14 protein-coding genes and 1 pseudogene are annotated in these 14,239 nt (G+C 72.5%); 8 read left to right on the top strand and 7 right to left on the bottom strand.

Annotated elements, in window-relative coordinates; all coding sequences use genetic code 11:
• The first annotated feature begins 10 nt into the window (after positions 1 to 10).
• A complete protein-coding gene (locus tag M878_RS50075; RefSeq protein ID WP_037730273.1) occupies positions 11 to 1,093 on the top strand; it encodes an AI-2E family transporter in 1,083 nt (360 codons plus the stop codon).
• 148 nt (positions 1,094 to 1,241) lie between these two features.
• Here the strand turns inward: M878_RS50075 and M878_RS88490 are convergent, their stop codons facing one another.
• A complete protein-coding gene (locus M878_RS88490; RefSeq protein WP_023553225.1) occupies positions 1,242 to 1,799 on the bottom strand; it encodes a TetR/AcrR family transcriptional regulator in 558 nt (185 codons plus the stop codon).
• 134 nt (positions 1,800 to 1,933) lie between these two features.
• Here M878_RS88490 and M878_RS88485 point away from each other — a divergent pair, with 134 nt between their 5' ends.
• Positions 1,934 to 3,091: an FAD-dependent monooxygenase gene (locus M878_RS88485; protein WP_023553224.1), complete on the top strand. Its 1,158-nt coding sequence runs from the start codon at positions 1,934 to 1,936 to the stop codon at positions 3,089 to 3,091.
• A gap of 411 nt (positions 3,092 to 3,502) precedes the next feature.
• Here the strand turns inward: M878_RS88485 and M878_RS88480 are convergent, their stop codons facing one another.
• Positions 3,503 to 4,063 (bottom strand): hypothetical protein, encoded by a 561-nt coding sequence (locus tag M878_RS88480; RefSeq protein WP_023553223.1) that lies wholly within the window; start codon positions 4,061 to 4,063, stop codon positions 3,503 to 3,505.
• 89 nt (positions 4,064 to 4,152) lie between these two features.
• On the opposite strand from M878_RS88480, the gene M878_RS88475 reads away from it, so the two are divergent.
• Both M878_RS88475 and M878_RS88470 read left to right on the top strand, forming a co-directional pair.
• Positions 4,153 to 4,893 carry an SDR family NAD(P)-dependent oxidoreductase gene (locus M878_RS88475; protein WP_031227110.1) on the top strand — a complete coding sequence of 247 codons (741 nt, stop codon included), beginning with the start codon at positions 4,153 to 4,155 and terminating at the stop codon, positions 4,891 to 4,893.
• A 182-nt stretch (positions 4,894 to 5,075) separates the two neighbouring features.
• Positions 5,076 to 6,011 (top strand): alpha/beta hydrolase, encoded by a 936-nt coding sequence (locus M878_RS88470; protein ID WP_023553221.1) that lies wholly within the window; start codon positions 5,076 to 5,078, stop codon positions 6,009 to 6,011.
• Positions 6,012 to 6,039: 28 nt separating this feature from the next.
• Here the strand turns inward: M878_RS88470 and M878_RS88465 are convergent, their stop codons facing one another.
• Positions 6,040 to 7,041 carry a LacI family DNA-binding transcriptional regulator gene (locus tag M878_RS88465; protein ID WP_031227108.1) on the bottom strand — a complete coding sequence of 334 codons (1,002 nt, stop codon included), beginning with the start codon at positions 7,039 to 7,041 and terminating at the stop codon, positions 6,040 to 6,042.
• A gap of 202 nt (positions 7,042 to 7,243) precedes the next feature.
• Here M878_RS88465 and M878_RS88460 point away from each other — a divergent pair, with 202 nt between their 5' ends.
• The 4 genes and pseudogenes from M878_RS88460 to M878_RS50065 all read left to right on the top strand — a co-directional run bounded on the left by M878_RS88460 (position 7,244) and on the right by M878_RS50065 (position 9,900).
• Positions 7,244 to 8,503: an MFS transporter gene (locus tag M878_RS88460; protein ID WP_023553219.1), complete on the top strand. Its 1,260-nt coding sequence runs from the start codon at positions 7,244 to 7,246 to the stop codon at positions 8,501 to 8,503.
• Between the two features lie 34 nt (positions 8,504 to 8,537).
• Complete coding sequence (locus tag M878_RS92595; protein WP_023553218.1) at positions 8,538 to 8,858, top strand: 5'/3'-nucleotidase SurE; 321 nt, start codon at positions 8,538 to 8,540, stop codon at positions 8,856 to 8,858.
• Positions 8,822 to 9,010: pseudogene (locus M878_RS000000102040) on the top strand (5'/3'-nucleotidase SurE); the annotation flags it as partial. The gene M878_RS92595 and the pseudogene M878_RS000000102040, both read left to right, overlap by 37 nt.
• Positions 9,011 to 9,435: 425 nt before the next feature.
• On the top strand, positions 9,436 to 9,900 hold the full coding sequence (locus M878_RS50065) for a DUF6234 family protein (RefSeq protein ID WP_023553216.1): 465 nt from the start codon (positions 9,436 to 9,438) through the stop codon (positions 9,898 to 9,900).
• Here the strand turns inward: M878_RS50065 and M878_RS88450 are convergent.
• From M878_RS88450 to M878_RS88435, 4 genes are all read right to left on the bottom strand, one after another.
• A complete protein-coding gene (locus M878_RS88450) occupies positions 9,884 to 10,720 on the bottom strand; it encodes a lysozyme (RefSeq protein WP_031227105.1) in 837 nt (278 codons plus the stop codon). The genes M878_RS50065 and M878_RS88450 overlap by 17 nt on opposite strands.
• Before the next feature lie 156 nt (positions 10,721 to 10,876).
• Entirely contained in the window at positions 10,877 to 12,733 is a 1,857-nt protein-coding gene (locus M878_RS88445; protein ID WP_023553214.1) for a M1 family aminopeptidase, read from the bottom strand.
• A gap of 294 nt (positions 12,734 to 13,027) precedes the next feature.
• Positions 13,028 to 13,684, bottom strand: coding sequence for a maltokinase N-terminal cap-like domain-containing protein (locus M878_RS88440; protein ID WP_023553213.1), 657 nt, complete (start codon positions 13,682 to 13,684; stop codon positions 13,028 to 13,030).
• 67 nt (positions 13,685 to 13,751) lie between these two features.
• A partial coding sequence (locus M878_RS88435; RefSeq protein ID WP_023553212.1) for a spherulation-specific family 4 protein occupies positions 13,752 to 14,239 on the bottom strand: 488 nt, incomplete at its 5' end.

The following is a 14,239-nucleotide window of genomic DNA, read 5'->3' as shown; positions in this document are numbered from 1 at the left end:
GGCGTACACCGTGCGGCCCGCGGCCGCTCCGCGCCCCAGGCCGGTGCCGGCGGCCGAGCGGGTGGTGCCCTGGCTGCGCATCGGGGCGGCCTACGCCTGGCGGCTCATCCTCATCGGGATCGTCGTCTACGGCGTCTTCAGCGTCCTCGGCAGCTTCCAGCTCATCGCCGTCGCCCTCTTCCTCGCGCTGATCGTCACCACCGTGCTGCGCCCGCTGACGGATCTGCTCAACCGCATCCTGCCGAGGCCGTTGTGCGTCGCCGTGGCGCTGGTGGGCAGCCTGCTGCTCCTGCTGGCTCTGCTCGCCCTGGTGGGCAACGCGGTGGCCGGGGAGTCGGCCCGGCTGGCGGGTGAGTTCCGCGGCGGGGTGCACCGTATCGAGGAGTGGTTGCAACGGCCGCCGTTCCGGCTGAGTCCGGGCCGGCTGTCCGAGCTGGAGAACCAGGTCACGCACTACCTCTCGACGCACCGTTCCAGCCTGCTCAGCCGCGCCGTCAGCGGGCTGGGCCGGGTCGTCGAGGTGGTCACCGGGGCCGCGCTCGCGCTGTTCTCCTCGGTGTTCTTCATCCATTCCGGCGAGCGCCTGTGGGGCTGGATCCGCGACAACCTGCTGCCGAGCGGCGCCCGAACGGCGTGGGACCGCGCGGGGCGGGTGGCCTGGCGGGCCTTCGCCGGGTACACGCGCGGCATCATCATCGTGGCCGCCACCAATGCCGTGCTCGTCGGCATCGCCCTGCTCGTGCTGCGGGTGCCGCTCGCGCTGCCGCTGACGCTGCTGGAGTTCTTCGCGGCGTTCGTGCCGCTGGTGGGTTCGCCGGTCGCGCTCGGCGTCGCCACGGTCGTCGCCCTGGCCGGGCGCGGCCCGATCACGGCGCTGGCCGTACTGGCGCTGATCGTCGTGATCGGCCAGCTGGAGGGCCATGTGCTGCATCCGCTGGTGATGAGCTGGGCGGTACGGCTGCACCCGCTCGTCGTCGCCGTGTCGGTGATCGCGGGCAGCATCATCGCGGGGGTGATCGGTGCCGTGGTGGCGGTGCCGCTGGTCTCGGTCGTCTGGGCGGTGCTGCGGGCCCTGCGCGCGGTGCCGCCGTGACGGGTCGGCGCCCTTCCTGCTCAACTGCCCCACTGCACAAGGGAATTCATACCGACCCGGACTTACGGTGCGCGAACGGCGGGCTACAGGCCATGGTCAGCGCATGCGGGGCGCGCGAAAAAGCGCGACACCGCCGTCGTCGTACCGCTCAGCGCAGAGCCGCTGTCACAAGCCCTCGGACCTCCTCCTCCCGAACGTCTCCGCCGTTCACCAGCCGGTCGAAGACCAGGCCGTCCACACAGGTCAGCAGCGTCACCGTACGTTCCGTCGCATCGGCGACTCCCTGCCCGGCGAGGAAGTCGCACACCACCCGCCGCCCCAGGTTCTCGCGCGGCACAAGGATCTCGCGCAGCTCCGGATGGCGCGCGCTCTCGACGGCACACGCGTAGCGCGCCAGCGAGCGCGTCCGGCCGTCCCCGGTGAGCCGCGCTCCGGCCAACTCCATGATTCCCGCGACCAGTTCACCGACGGTCCGCGGCACGGGCACCCTGGCCCCGATCTCCTGCAGCTCGGCCTGGTCGAGCGCCACCAGGCGCCGGACCAGAGCGGTGAGCAGGGCTTGGCGGGTGCGGAAGTATGCGGAGGTGGTCCCGGGAGGCAGTTGCGCCGCCCGGTCCACCGCGCGATGCGTCAGCCCCCGCATTCCGGCGTCGGCGAGCACGGCGATGGCCGCGTCGGCGAGGAGAGTACGTCGATCTGTGGACACCCCCTCTTTCTACACCCCCCACTTCTACACCTGTAGAGCCCCGCGGTAGGGTCTTCTACATCTGTAGAAGACGACTGCGGCTGGACTCCGGCTGCGGCTGGACCGACGAGGACCGAGATCGAAGGGGGACCGGAATGGGCGGTACGGCGGTGGTGGTCGGGGGTGGCATCGGCGGCCTCGCGGCCGCGATCGGGCTGCACCGGATCGGCTGGGACGTACGGGTGGTGGAGCGGGCCGGCACCCTGGCCGACGCGGGCGCGGGCATCTCGCTGCACGCCAACGGGCTGCGCGCCCTGGACACGCTCGGGGTCGGAGCGACGGTGCGCGCGGCTGCCCGCCCGCAGTACAGCGGCGGTACCCGCACCCCCGAGGGCGACTGGCTGAGCCGGATGGACGGCGTGGCCCTCGAACGCGCGCTGAGCACGCCGATCGTCGGCATCCGGCGCGCGGTCCTGCACCGACTGCTGCGCGAGGCCCTGCCGGCCGAGTGTCTGCGGATCGGCGTCACGGTGTCCGGACTGGACCGTACGGCCCCCGACCGGGTGCGGGTGCCGGTCGGGGACGAGGCGCTGGACGCGGACCTGGTCGTCGCGGCCGACGGAGTGGGCAGCCGGCTGCGCGGCCTGCTCTCCCCCGGCCACCCCGGCCCGGTCTACTCCGGCTCCACGGTGCTGCGGGCCATCACCGAACGCCCATTGCGGTTGCGCGGCGACTTCGAGCTGACCTGGGGCGAGGGTGCGGAGTTCGGGCACATCGCCTTCACCGACGGCCGGGCCGAGTGGCATGCGGTGCTCACCGCACCGGCCGGCGTCCGCCACGCCGACCCGCTCGGCATGCTGCGCCGGCGCTTCGGCCGCTGGCACGACCCGATCCCCGAACTCCTGGACGCCACCCGGCCGGAGGCCGTGCTCCACCACGACATCCATGAACTGGCCACTCCCTTGCGGTCGTTCACGGCCGGGCGGGTGGCGCTCCTCGGCGACGCGGCGCACGCCATGACGCCGAACCTCGGCCAGGGCGCCTGCCAGGCCCTGGAGGACGCGGCAACGCTGGCAGCCGCGCTCGCACATGAGCCCTCGGTCGCCTCGGCACTGGCCCGTTACGACGCCGAACGCCGCCCACGCTCCCAGGCGGTCGCCCGCGCCGCGCGGCAGGCGGGCCGGTTGGGTCAGCAGCTCTCCCATCCGGCGGCCGTCGCTCTGCGCAACACAGCGCTGCGGCTCACCCCGTCCCGGGTGGCGATGCGGGCGATCCTGCGGCACGCCGACTGGACGCCGCCCAGCCTGGGTTGACCTGCCCTAGGGGATGCCGGGCCGGCCGGGGGAGCGTTCACCCCTCCCCCGGCCGACCGCCTTCCGCTTTCCGCCTCGGCCGTCGCATGGGCAATCCCCGGACCGGGCGTGGTCGCGTCAGGCCAGACCGAGTTGCCTGGCGATGACGGAGCCCTCGGCACAGCAGTCGAACCGCGATGACCCGCGACCGGCTCCGGGACCTGCTCGCCCGACGTTTTCACGGGTGGGTGTGCTGCGTCTCGGGGTGCTGCCACCGAGCGGCTGAATCGGCGGGCCGAGCGGTGTGTCCGGACGGCCGGGGCGGTCGGCTCGGAGCAGGGTGGTCGGGGGTGTCGCCGTCGAGGAGGAATCGTGAAGCGTCGTGTCGTCGCCGCCTTGGCCGTTGCCCTCGCCGGGCTGTTGCTGTCCGCGCTACCGGCTGCGTCCCGGGACGGCCATGGCGCCATGGGGAGCGACGACTGGAACGTCCCGCTCACCAACGTCGGCTTGCTGTAGCGGGGTGACAGTCAGGCCCAGGCCAGGCCCTGAGGACCAGTGGACGTGTGAGGTGCGGGCGGCCAGGACGACCGTGAGGGCGAGGGCCGTGCCGGGCAGGGACAGCAGGGCGGCGCGCGTGCGGTCCACGTCGTCTTCCGCGAGGGATCCGAGGACTCCCACGCCGAGGGCCAGCGTCCAGACGCCGAGTGCCTGAGCATCCACGCGGTTGGTGTGCCAAGGCACGAACCCGGCCCAGAAGCCGGGCCGTACCAGCAGTCCCGTGCCGATGCCCAGCCAGGAGGAACCGAGCACGGCGAGCGGCGGCCTGGCCCAGGCCGGCAGGGGCGCGGTGCGCTCTGCGGGCGGTCCCGGCCTCGTGAAGGCCTGCGCCCCGAGGCAGCTCGCCGCCGCCACGCACAGCAGGCCTCCGGGGTGGTCCTGGTCGGGCTGGGGGTACGGCTGGCCGACGAGTCCTGAGGCCGGGCGGTGGCTCACTTTTTCTCTATACGAAATTCATATTCCGCATCACGATAAGTTACGCTGCCCGCATCTCAACACGGCAAGCGACGACAACGGGGTGGGACATGAGCGGCAGTCGCGTGGCACTGGTCACCGGATCGTCGTCCGGGATCGGCGCGGCGGTGGCCCGGCGGCTGGCGGCGGACGGGATGCGGATCGTCGTGAACTCGGCGCGGAGCACGGCCGCCGGCAAGGCCCTCGCGGACGAGCTGCCCCACGCCGTCTATGTGCGGGGCGATGTCGCCGACCCGGCGGACGCCAGGCGGATCGTGGCGGCCGCGATCGAGGCGTACGGCCGGCTCGACGTGCTGGTCAACAATGCCGGCACCACCCGCTTCATCCCGCTCGACGATCTGGACGCGGCCGACGCGGACGCCTGGCGGGACATCTTCGACGTCAATGTCTTCGGCGTCTGGCAGCTGACCACGGCCGCCGTCCCGTACCTCAGGAGGTCGGAGTCCGCCGCGATCGTCAATGTCTCCTCGGTCTCGGCCACCCGCGCCCTCGGCAGCTCGATCCCGTACGCCGTGAGCAAGGCCGCCCTCAACCACCTGACCCGGCTGCTGGCCACCCAGCTGGGCCCGGAGATCCGGGTGAACGCGGTCGCCCCTGGCCTCATCGAGACGCCCTGGTACGACGAGGCCGAGGAGGTGTGGGCGAACTCCCGCGCCTGGATCACCGCCAACACACCGCTGCGGAGCGTCGGTTCGCCGCAGGACGTCGCCGAGGCCGTGGCCTATCTGACCCGGGCCGCGTACACCACCGGCGACGTACTGACGGTGGATGGCGGACGGCACGTCGTCTGACAGGGGCGAGGGAGGGCACCCGGGGCATGGGGCGCGACGGCCTCGCGACTCAAGGCCGCCGACACCCACGAACCCGGCCCGGAGGCCCTCGCCAGGCGATAGTTACACGTGTAACATCCTCGCTGCGCCGACGTCCTCGCGCCGTCGGCCCACCGCCTTGGCCGACGACGGAAGGCCCCGCCATGACCTCACCCGCAGCCGCCCAGCCCGAGTCAGGCTGGCCGCCGCCCCCGTTCCACGCCCCGACCCCCGCCGTGACCGGCACCGACGGCGTGCGCCACTTCAACGGGCTGACCTACGCCACCTCGCCCGGCTATCGGCCGCGCCTGCTGGACGTCCATGTGCCGCCCGCGGACGGACCCGTGCCGGCCGTCGTGTGGATCCACGGCGGCGGCTGGCTGGAGGGCGACCGGCGCTTTCCGCCGCCGACCGTGCCGGTGGAACTGCTGCACGGAGCCGTCCTCGGCGCCGGTCTGGCCCTGGTCGGCGTGGACTACCGGCACAGCCTCGAGGCACCGTTCCCCGCCCAGCTGCACGACGTGAAGGCCGCCCTCCGGTATGTACGGCACCACGCCGCGGACCTCGGTATCGACCCCGAACGGATCGGCGCCTGGGGTGAGTCGGCCGGCGGTCACCTCGCCGCACTGGCCGGGCTGGTCCGCGCCGACACGCACGGCGCCGGCCTCGAAGGGGTGGAGGGCGTACGGGAGGCGGACAGCGGGGTGCGGGCCGTCGTCGACTGGTACGGCGTGTCCGACATCGAGGCGATCCTCGATCAGTCACTGCCGGCGCTGCCGGACGGGTCGCCGTACCCGAACCCCTTCCACGCCCTGCTCGGCGGACCGGAGAGCGAACGCCGGGAGCGGGCGCGGGTCGCCAGCCCCGTGACCTATGCGGCGGACCGCGGCGCGCCTCCGTTCCTGCTGATCCACGGCCGCGAGGACCAGGTGGTCCCTTACAGCCAGAGCGAGGCGCTGGCGCGAGTGCTGAAGGACGCGGGCGGTGATGTCACACTGCGGCCCGTCGAGGGGGCCGACCACATCTTCCTCGGCTCCCCCGAGGTGCCGGACATCGTCGCCCACAGCGTGGAATTCCTCCAGGGGCACCTGACGGCCTGACCGGTGGCACGGCGGACGGCGGGGTTCCTCAGGCGGACTCGCGGCGGACCAGGACGGGCTCGACGGCCGGCAGCGGCGCGGCGGTGCCGGTCTCGATAAGGTCGTGCAGCGCGGCGGCGACCTGCGCGGCGGAGGGCACGTCCAGCCGGATCGTCGTGAGCGCGGGCCGCTGCAGGGCCGCCGTCACGAGGTCGTCGCAGCCTACGACGGCGACCTCGCCGGGAACGTCGATGCCCGCGTCCCGCAGCACGTGCAGCAGCAGCGCCGCGTACTCGTCGTTATAGGCGAAGGCGCCGTCCAGGCCGTGTTCCGCCCAGCCGCTCGCCAGTTCGGCGGCGGACGCGTGCGTGTACTCCATCTCCAGCGGGGTCACCGTCGCCGTCGTCCGGGCGGCCACGCTCCGCGCGCCGGCGAGCCGGGGTTCAGCGAAGGCGGACAGGCCGCGCTCGCGGGGCATGACGACGCCGAGGCGCCGCCGCCCCCGCGCGACGAGGTGTTCGGCCGCGAGCACGCCCACGCGCCGGTCGTCGAAGAGGACCGTGTACACACCCTCGGCCGGCTGCGGCGCGAAAGCCATCAGAGCCCGGACTCCGGCGCGCCGCAACACCTCCGCGCCGGCCGCCCCGAGACTCGTACCGTCCAGTGCCAGGACCGCGCCGGGGCGCAGCTCGGCCCAGGCGCGGGCCGCGGTGCCGGGGTCGGTGAACCGCCCGGCGTGCAGGACGGCCGTGTAGCCGTACCGCTCCAGCTCCGTGTGCAGATCGTCGATCCAGCCGCTGACCAGGCGGCCGATGGCGGACACGGCGGCCGGGATCAGCACCAGGTTGTTGCGGCCCGCCCGCAGGGAGCGGGCCGCCGCGTGCGGCACATAGCCGAGGGTGTCCGCGGCGGCGAGGACCTTCGTGCGGGTCGCCTCGCTCACCCGGTGCGCCTGGGTGTTGTTGAGCACGAAGGAGACGGTGGCCCGCGAGACGCCCGCCAGCCGTGCGACATCGGCACTGGTGACGGCCGTGGCCGCTCTCCTCGCCATGATTCCCATCCGCTCGCCGGGTCCTTCCGCGACCACAACGTTACACGCGTCACCAGCTTGCCGATGCAGACCTCTGTTCAACTTCCGCGGCCAGGTGCTACACAAGGACCGCCGTCGGTTACTCGTGTAAGTAGCTCGTTTTCGGCTCCCTTCTCCTCCCCTCTCCCCCTCCTCCCCTCATCTCTTTCTCCCAGGAGTCGCCATGCCCCTGCCGACCGAAAACCTCCGGCCCGACGCCGCGACGGCCGTACCCGAGTCCCGGCAGCGAGGGCTGATGACGCTGCTGCTCGTCGCCAACGCGTCGATGTACGCCGTGTACATGGGGGTCGGGTCCGTTCTGCTGCCCACCCAGGTCGAGGCGATCGACGCGCACCGCAAGGTGGTGCTGCTGGGCCTGATCGGCGGTGTCAGCTCGGAGTTCGCGACCGCCTGCAATCCGGTCGCCGGCGCGCTGTCCGACCGTTCGGGGCGCCGCAATCCCTGGGTGCTCGGCGGAGCGCTCGCCTCACTGGCCGGTCTCACCCTCCTGGGCAGTGTGCGCACGGCCCTCCTGGTGGGCATCGCCTGGTGTCTGGTGCAGGCGACCATGAACGTCTACCAGGCCGCCGTCACGGCCATCGTGCCCGACCGGATCCCGCCGTCCCGCCGCGGCACAGCCTCCGCCCTGGTGGGTCTCGCCCTGCCGGTGGGCGGCACGCTGGGCGTCCTCATCGCCTCCAGATCCGCCGACCATCTCCCCGCGGGGTACCTGGCGTTGGGGCTGGTGACCGCGGCGGCGGCCGCCCTGCTGACTGCGCTGTGCCGGGATGTTCCGCGCGATGGGCAGGGCGCCGCGCCGGCACCGGCGCCGTCCTGGCGCCGGCGTGCGGCGGCTTTCCTGTCCGCGCTGAGCAGCCGTGACTTCCGCTGGGCCTTCATCGGCCGTGCCCTGATGGTGCTGGGCTACTTCTCGGTCGTCGGCTATCAGCTCTACATCCTCGACGACCACATCGCGCTGCCGAAGGGACTGCGCGCGGCGGATGCCATGGCCGTCCTCACTCCGGTGTCGATGGCGGCGATGGCCGTGTCCACGCTGGTCGGCGGCCTGCTGTCGGACCGCTGGAACCGGCGCAAGGTGTTCGTCGGTGTCTCGGCGGCGCTGGCGGGTGTCGTCATGGTGGTGCCCGTGGTCGCGCCGACCTGGCCGGGCATGCTCGTCTTCAGCACGCTGAACGGGCTGGCGTTCGGCTGCTTCATGGCCGTGGACACCGCCGTCGTCACGCTCGTTCTCCCCCGTGCGGAGGACGCCGCACGCGATCTGGGCGTGCTGAACATCGCCAACGCGGGCCCGCAGATCGTGGCGCCGTTCGTCGCCTCGGCGGTGGTCACCGGGCTCGGCGGCTACACCCCGCTGTTCCTTTTCGGCGGCGCGCTGTCGCTGCTCGGCGCGCTCGCCATCCTGCCCATCCGCGGGGTGCGCTGAGCCACCGCCGCCTCGGCTCTCACCAGGAGTTCCCGTGTCTCGCAGACACCTCCTTCCGCCGGCCGCGCTGCTGTGCGCCGGCGTCCTCGCCACCCCCACCGCCGCGGCCGTCCCGCCGGCCCCGGCTCCAACGCGGCCGCTGCGCATCCCGCTGACGAACGACGACGGTTACGACGCTCCCGGCATCCGCGGGCTGTACGACCGCCTCAGCCCCGCCGGGTACGACGTGACGATCGTCGCCCCGCTGAACCGACCAGAGCGCCGGAACCCGGCTCTCCAGCGCACCGACCGATCGGCATACGGCAGCCGCGGACGAAGGTGTGGGCGGCCGACGGTTCACCGGCGGACGCGGTGAGCTTCGGTCTGACCGCCGTGTCCGCCGAAAGCGCCCCGGACCTGGTGGTCTCCGGGACCGACTTCGGCCCGGACCTCGCCTCGACGGCGACCCGTTCGGGCACGGTGGGCGCCGCCGTGACGGCACTGGAGGACGGCGTACCCGCGATCGCGGTCAGCACGGGCGGCCCGGAGAGTCCAGACCCGGCCGGATCCGCGACGCCATGGGCCCGACGGTCGACTTCGCGCTCGCGCTGGTCGACCGGCTGCGCGACGGGGCCCATGGCGGACGCCTGCTGCCTCGGGGCCTGGGCTGAACGCCGACCATCCGGTGCTGGGCACGGAGGGCACGGGCCGGGCGCGCGGAGCCGACGTCACCACGCAGGATCCGCGCCCCGTCCTCAAGCCGGAGTACGCCGACAACGGCGACGGCACCTGGACGGTGACGGTCGGCGTGGCGGACGGCTGCGGTGCCGCTGTACTTCGCCCGTACGGCGGCCCTGCTGGCGGGACTTCGCCCCTGACCGGCTGTCATGGGTGCGTCGTCACGCCACCGGTGTCCGACCTGGCCGGCCCGCCGGCTCGGCCGGGTGGCGGCCATGGACCTCCCCGTGGCCCCGCCGGCGTTCGACGCCGCCAGCGGCCCCCGGCGGCATGACCGCGCCGACACCGGTGCGGACATCGGAGCCGGGTGCGGCCCGGTGTTCCTGGAACTGACGGTGCTGGTCGCAGACTTCGGGCTGTGGTTTCTGTCCTGGGTCACTCTGGACACGGCCAGGACCGTGCGGGCCGACTCGCCGTGGGGCTGTCTGACCGGCGCGGCCGCAGTCGCCGCCTTCGCCCTGGTGGCGGCCCTGGTCGCGGCCCGCGCCCGTGCGATCGTGACCGTCGTCAGCCAGATGGTCATGGCCGTCCTGATCACCCTCGTGGTCCCGGCCGCCGCCCTGGGCCAGGCCCACGAGGATGGCTCGGCCGGCAACGGCGCACTCCTGCCACGCCGTACCGGCCGGGTCGCGCTGCGACTGAAGCGGGCCGCCCTGCGGCTGGTCAGCCGGTCGCCATGACGTTCAGCCGGTCCTGGTTGCCGTTGAAGCGGTCGTGGTCCCCGACGGTCTTGCCGGACGAGGTGTACTGCCACATCGAGTACACCGACCAGCCCGCCGGCAGCGTCCCGGCGGTCGCGGCGAACCGGGCGATCCACAACGGATTGGTCTTGCCGAAACCGGAGTAGTTGCCGGTGCACTGGGTCCACCAGCTGGTCGCCGTGTAGATGACCGCGTCGCGGCCGGTGCGGGACTTGTAGCGGTTCAGGAAGTCGCGGACCCAGGCGACCATGCCGCTCTTGGACTTGCCGTAGCAGGTGTCGCCGTACGGATTCCACTCGATGTCGAGCACGCCGGGCAGGGTCTTGCCGTCCTTGGTCCAGCCGCCGCCGTGCGACAGGAAGTAGTCGGCCTGAGCGCTGCCGCCGGAGGCATCCGGGGTCGCGAAGTGGTACGCGCCGCGGATCATGCCCGCCTTGTACGGGCCGTCGTACTGCTGGGTGAAGTAGGGGTTGGTGTAGGACATCCCCTCGGTGGCCTTCGTGTACGCCCACTTGGTGGCATCACCCCACAGCGTCGACCAGCTGACGCTGCCCTGGTGGCTGGCGACGTCGACACCTTCGGTCTGGTTCGCACGGGTGGGGGGTGCCGTGTCGGCGCCGACGGCGCGACCGTCGTGGGCGAGCACACCCATCCCCATGTAGGCGCTGCCGCGCCGGGGTACGGGAGGGGTCGACTCGGGGTGGGCCACGGGGGTGGACAGGGTGAGGAGAAGGCCGGTCAGGACGCCCGTGAGAGCCAGGCGTGCGCGGCCGCGCTGGGGGCATAGGGAGCTTCGCACAAGACCATCTGACACGTCGTCGGGCGCTACCGCACTCCGGGCAACGCCCAACTGATCCATTCCGGGCGGTGCTTGGTCCGTATGGGTGGCCCCGGGCGGCGTACGGGCCGGTCGTGGGAGCGTCGGGAGGCGTCTGCCACGACCGGCCCTGGCGGGTCAGCCGTCGATGCGGTGCTGGGTCCAGAAGGAGGTGAGGTCGGTGCTCGTGGCGGCCTGGGCGGCGGCCTTGAACTCGGCCGTGGTCGACACGCCGTACCAGTGGGCGGTCGCGTAGTCCTTCAGCAGCTTGGCCATGGCGGTGTCGCCGAGGACGCGGCGCAGGTCGTGCAGGGCGCACTTGCCGTAGCCGTAGACGACGGTGGAGTAGCGGTCGGGGTGCGCGTCCCAGTAGGCCATGGAGTTGGTGATCTTTTCGTCGGCCGAGGCCCAGGAGACGCTGTCCCAGCAGCCGGCGCCGGTCTTGCCGAGGGCGAGGTCGGTGGCGTAGTCGGTGAACGCCTCGTCCAGCCAGGGGCTGTTGTACTCGTCGTCGCCGACGATGCCGTACCACCACTGGTGGCCGGTCTCATGGGTGAGGGCGGTGGTGCTGACCACGTCCAGGACGAAGCCGGGGTACTCCATGCCGCCGAACCAGTAGTTGTCGTCGATCACCGCGTCCAGCTCGCCGTAGGGATAGGCGCCGAAGCGGGAGGCGTGGGCGTCCACGGCGCTCTTGGCGGTGGAGAGCATCGACTGGGCGCTGGAGGAGCTGATCCCCGAGACGGAGTAGACGTTCACCGCGACGCCGGTGGAGGAGGTGCCGGAGATCTTGGTGAAGGGTCCGGCGGCCCAGGCGAAGTCACGCACCTTGGACGCCGTCGCCGTCGTCACCGTACGGCCGCTGGAGCCGGGGGTGTCGGTGGAGGTACCGGTGGCCGGGACCAGCAGGCCGCTGGGGTGGTCGAGGGTCACCTTGAAGTCGGCGGCCAGGGAGTAGAACGACTCGCCGTTGTCCGTGTAGGGGTCGAGATGCCAGCCTGCGCTGTCCTGGACCGCCAGGACGGGCAGGGCGTTGCCGATGAAGCTGTAGGCGCCGTCGTGGCCGAAGCGGTCGGCGCCGCTGGGCACGGTGATACCGAGGTCGAAGCCGATGGTGGCGCTCTGGCCCTGGGCGAGCGGGGCCGGCAGGTCGACCTTGAGCGCGGTGCAGTCCACGGTGGGCGCCTCAGCCGTGCCGCCGGTGACGTCGCTGACCCGGATCGGCATCGCGTCGCAGGTGCCGTGGTAGTTGTCCCACAGCCGCAGATAGACCTCGTTCAGCGCGGTGGCGGAGGCGTTGGTGAAGGTCACGCTCTCGTTGCCGGTCCACTCGGTGCCGCTGGTGTCGCTGCTGAGGTTCACGGTGTACGAGGGCGCGGCAGGGGTGCGGGTCGTGTCGCCCGGCGGTGGTGCGGTGCCACCGGAGGTGTCGAGGGCGATGTCGTCGAGGACGAAGCTCGTCTGCAGGCTGGAGTCCTCGGTCCCGGTGAAGGAGAGACTGACGGTCCGGCCCGCGTACGCCGACACGTCGAGGGACTTCCGGACGTACCCGGTGTTCTTGTCGAGGTTCGAGTAGGTGGCCAGCGTGGTGCTGCCGATCTTGGCCGTGAGCTTGTCGTACGCGGTGGACGAGGTCGTCTCCGCGGTGTCGATGTGCAGCCAGAAGGTGAGGGTGGCCGTGTCGCACCCGGACGGGATCGTGACGCTCTGGCTCAGGGTGTCGGTGTGGGTACGGCCGACTCCGTCCAGCCAGGCGTAGGAGCTGCCACCGTGGGCGGTCTGTCCCGAGCGGCTGGTGATGACGCCGGCGGAGGACGCCGACCAGGGCGATGTCCCGCTCTCGAAGCCGCCGTTGCCGACGATCTGCGCCGGGGTACAGGCGGCGGGTGCCGTGGCCGGCCGGGCCGCGGCGGGCGTGCCAGGGAGCACGAGGGCGGCCACCGCGGCGACGGTGAGGGCACCGGCGCCGAGGGCCTTGTGGGGGGTCGATCTCACACGCTTCTCCTTTGCGGCGGCCGGGATTCCCGGCCTGCTCGATGGCCGTGGGGCCGGCTGGGGTACGCCGGGGCGGCCGGGGGTGGGGCTTGCGCGATCGCTGTACCGGGCGGTGCTCCGCGCCCTCACGGGGTCAGGGCGCGGACTGCCGGACTTTCGAGAGAGTGCCAGATTTGTCGAGGTCATGCCAGATGGTGCGCTGTGCGAGAGTACGCCGCGTCAGGAGTACGTCAGGCGGGACAGGTTGTGCGCATGCGCCGGTCAGGCGATGCGGATTGCGGGTGAGGGTGCCGGTCAGGCAGTGCGCAGTGTCGCGAAGACAGCCGTCAGCGGGTTGCCCTGCGGGTCCTGCCAGCCGCGGGCCACATGGCCGAGCGCTCCCTCGGGGCGCAGCGGCGGGTGCTCGGGGACGGGGTGCAGGACCCGGTGCACCTGGAGGATCGTGCCGCCGGGCGCGGGCAGGCGGGTGCCCTGCTGGTCGTCGGCCGGCTCGGGGATGAGGCCGTCCAGGGTGAAGGGGGCGCCGGTGTAGGAGCGGATCACCTCGTGGTCGGGGATGTCGTCGATGCTCTGGGCCTGCGCCTGCGCCCTGCCCTCGATCAGGGACAGCAGCTCGGCGACCAGCACCGGGTCATGGCAGCCGTCATAGGCCCAGCGCCTGCCCAGCACACCGTGTTCCATCGTGCCGACGAGCGCGTGCCCGGCGCCCTCCAGCGGAGCGCCTCGGTACGTCAACGGGACGAGGTAGGCGGTCGGTTCGGGGGTGGAGGTGTCCGTGGCCACCATGATCTCGATGCCGACCTCGCCCTCGGGGTCGTCCAGCCGGAAGCCGCCGGACTTGGTCAGCACCGGGGTGTCCGTGCCGCCGCGGTACCAGGGGCGGGTGGGCAGCCAGTCGGTGAGCAGTTCCAGCTTGGTGGGCTTGAGCCAGGTGTGATGGACGATGGCCATGGAGACGGTTCCCCTGCGGTGCGCGGTTGTTGCGGACACCCGCAGCTTCGCACACCGTTCCCGCAGGTCATCCGACCGCCTCGCCCAACGCCGGGGTCAACGCGGACCAGGGATTGGGCGGTTCGCCGGTCACCGGGCCGCACACCGCCGCGCCGCGCTCGTGCGCGGTCCGCACGGCGAGCGGAACGAGGGCCTCGGGGACGCCGTAGACGAGATGGCAGAACCGGTCGGGCGGGTGGCGGCCCGTCCAGACGGGCCGGGTGAACGCCGAGACGTAGGTGGACCAGTGGCCCTCGAAGGTGACGGTCAGGTCGGCGAGGCGGGCGTACCCCGGCGCCGGGTGGACGCCCGGGTTGAGCACGACCGTGGCCGCGCCCAGCCGCCGTATCTCCCGGACCAGCCGGCGGCAGGCCGCCAGGCCCTGCGGGGTGGCGGTCACGCGGTCCAGGAAGCAGCCGTCGGTCCGGTACCAGGCCTGGTACCGGCGCAGGTCCTCGGTGATGTCGGCCCGGTCCCGGACGCCGTAGTCCGTGTCGACGTACGCGAGCAGCCGGG

Source organism: Streptomyces roseochromogenus subsp. oscitans DS 12.976, from assembly GCF_000497445.1.
GTDB classification, from domain to species: Bacteria; Actinomycetota; Actinomycetes; order Streptomycetales; family Streptomycetaceae; genus Streptomyces; species Streptomyces oscitans.
This window is presented reverse-complemented; position numbering and strand designations above follow the sequence as displayed.

What these genes read in the sequence shown, in the direction of transcription:
- M878_RS88485 (WP_023553224.1), top strand. Translation starts at nt 1,934, where the DNA reads ATGGGCGGTACGGCGGTGGTGGTCGGGGGTGGCATCGGCGGCCTCGCG.
- M878_RS88475 (WP_031227110.1), top strand. Translation starts at nt 4,153, where the DNA reads ATGAGCGGCAGTCGCGTGGCACTGGTCACCGGATCGTCGTCCGGGATC.
- M878_RS88470 (WP_023553221.1), top strand. Translation starts at nt 5,076, where the DNA reads ATGACCTCACCCGCAGCCGCCCAGCCCGAGTCAGGCTGGCCGCCGCCC.
- M878_RS88465 (WP_031227108.1), bottom strand. Translation starts at nt 7,041, where the DNA reads ATGGCGAGGAGAGCGGCCACGGCCGTCACCAGTGCCGATGTCGCACGG.
- M878_RS88460 (WP_023553219.1), top strand. Translation starts at nt 7,244, where the DNA reads ATGCCCCTGCCGACCGAAAACCTCCGGCCCGACGCCGCGACGGCCGTA.
- M878_RS50065 (WP_023553216.1), top strand. Translation starts at nt 9,436, where the DNA reads ATGGACCTCCCCGTGGCCCCGCCGGCGTTCGACGCCGCCAGCGGCCCC.
- M878_RS88440 (WP_023553213.1), bottom strand. Translation starts at nt 13,684, where the DNA reads ATGGCCATCGTCCATCACACCTGGCTCAAGCCCACCAAGCTGGAACTG.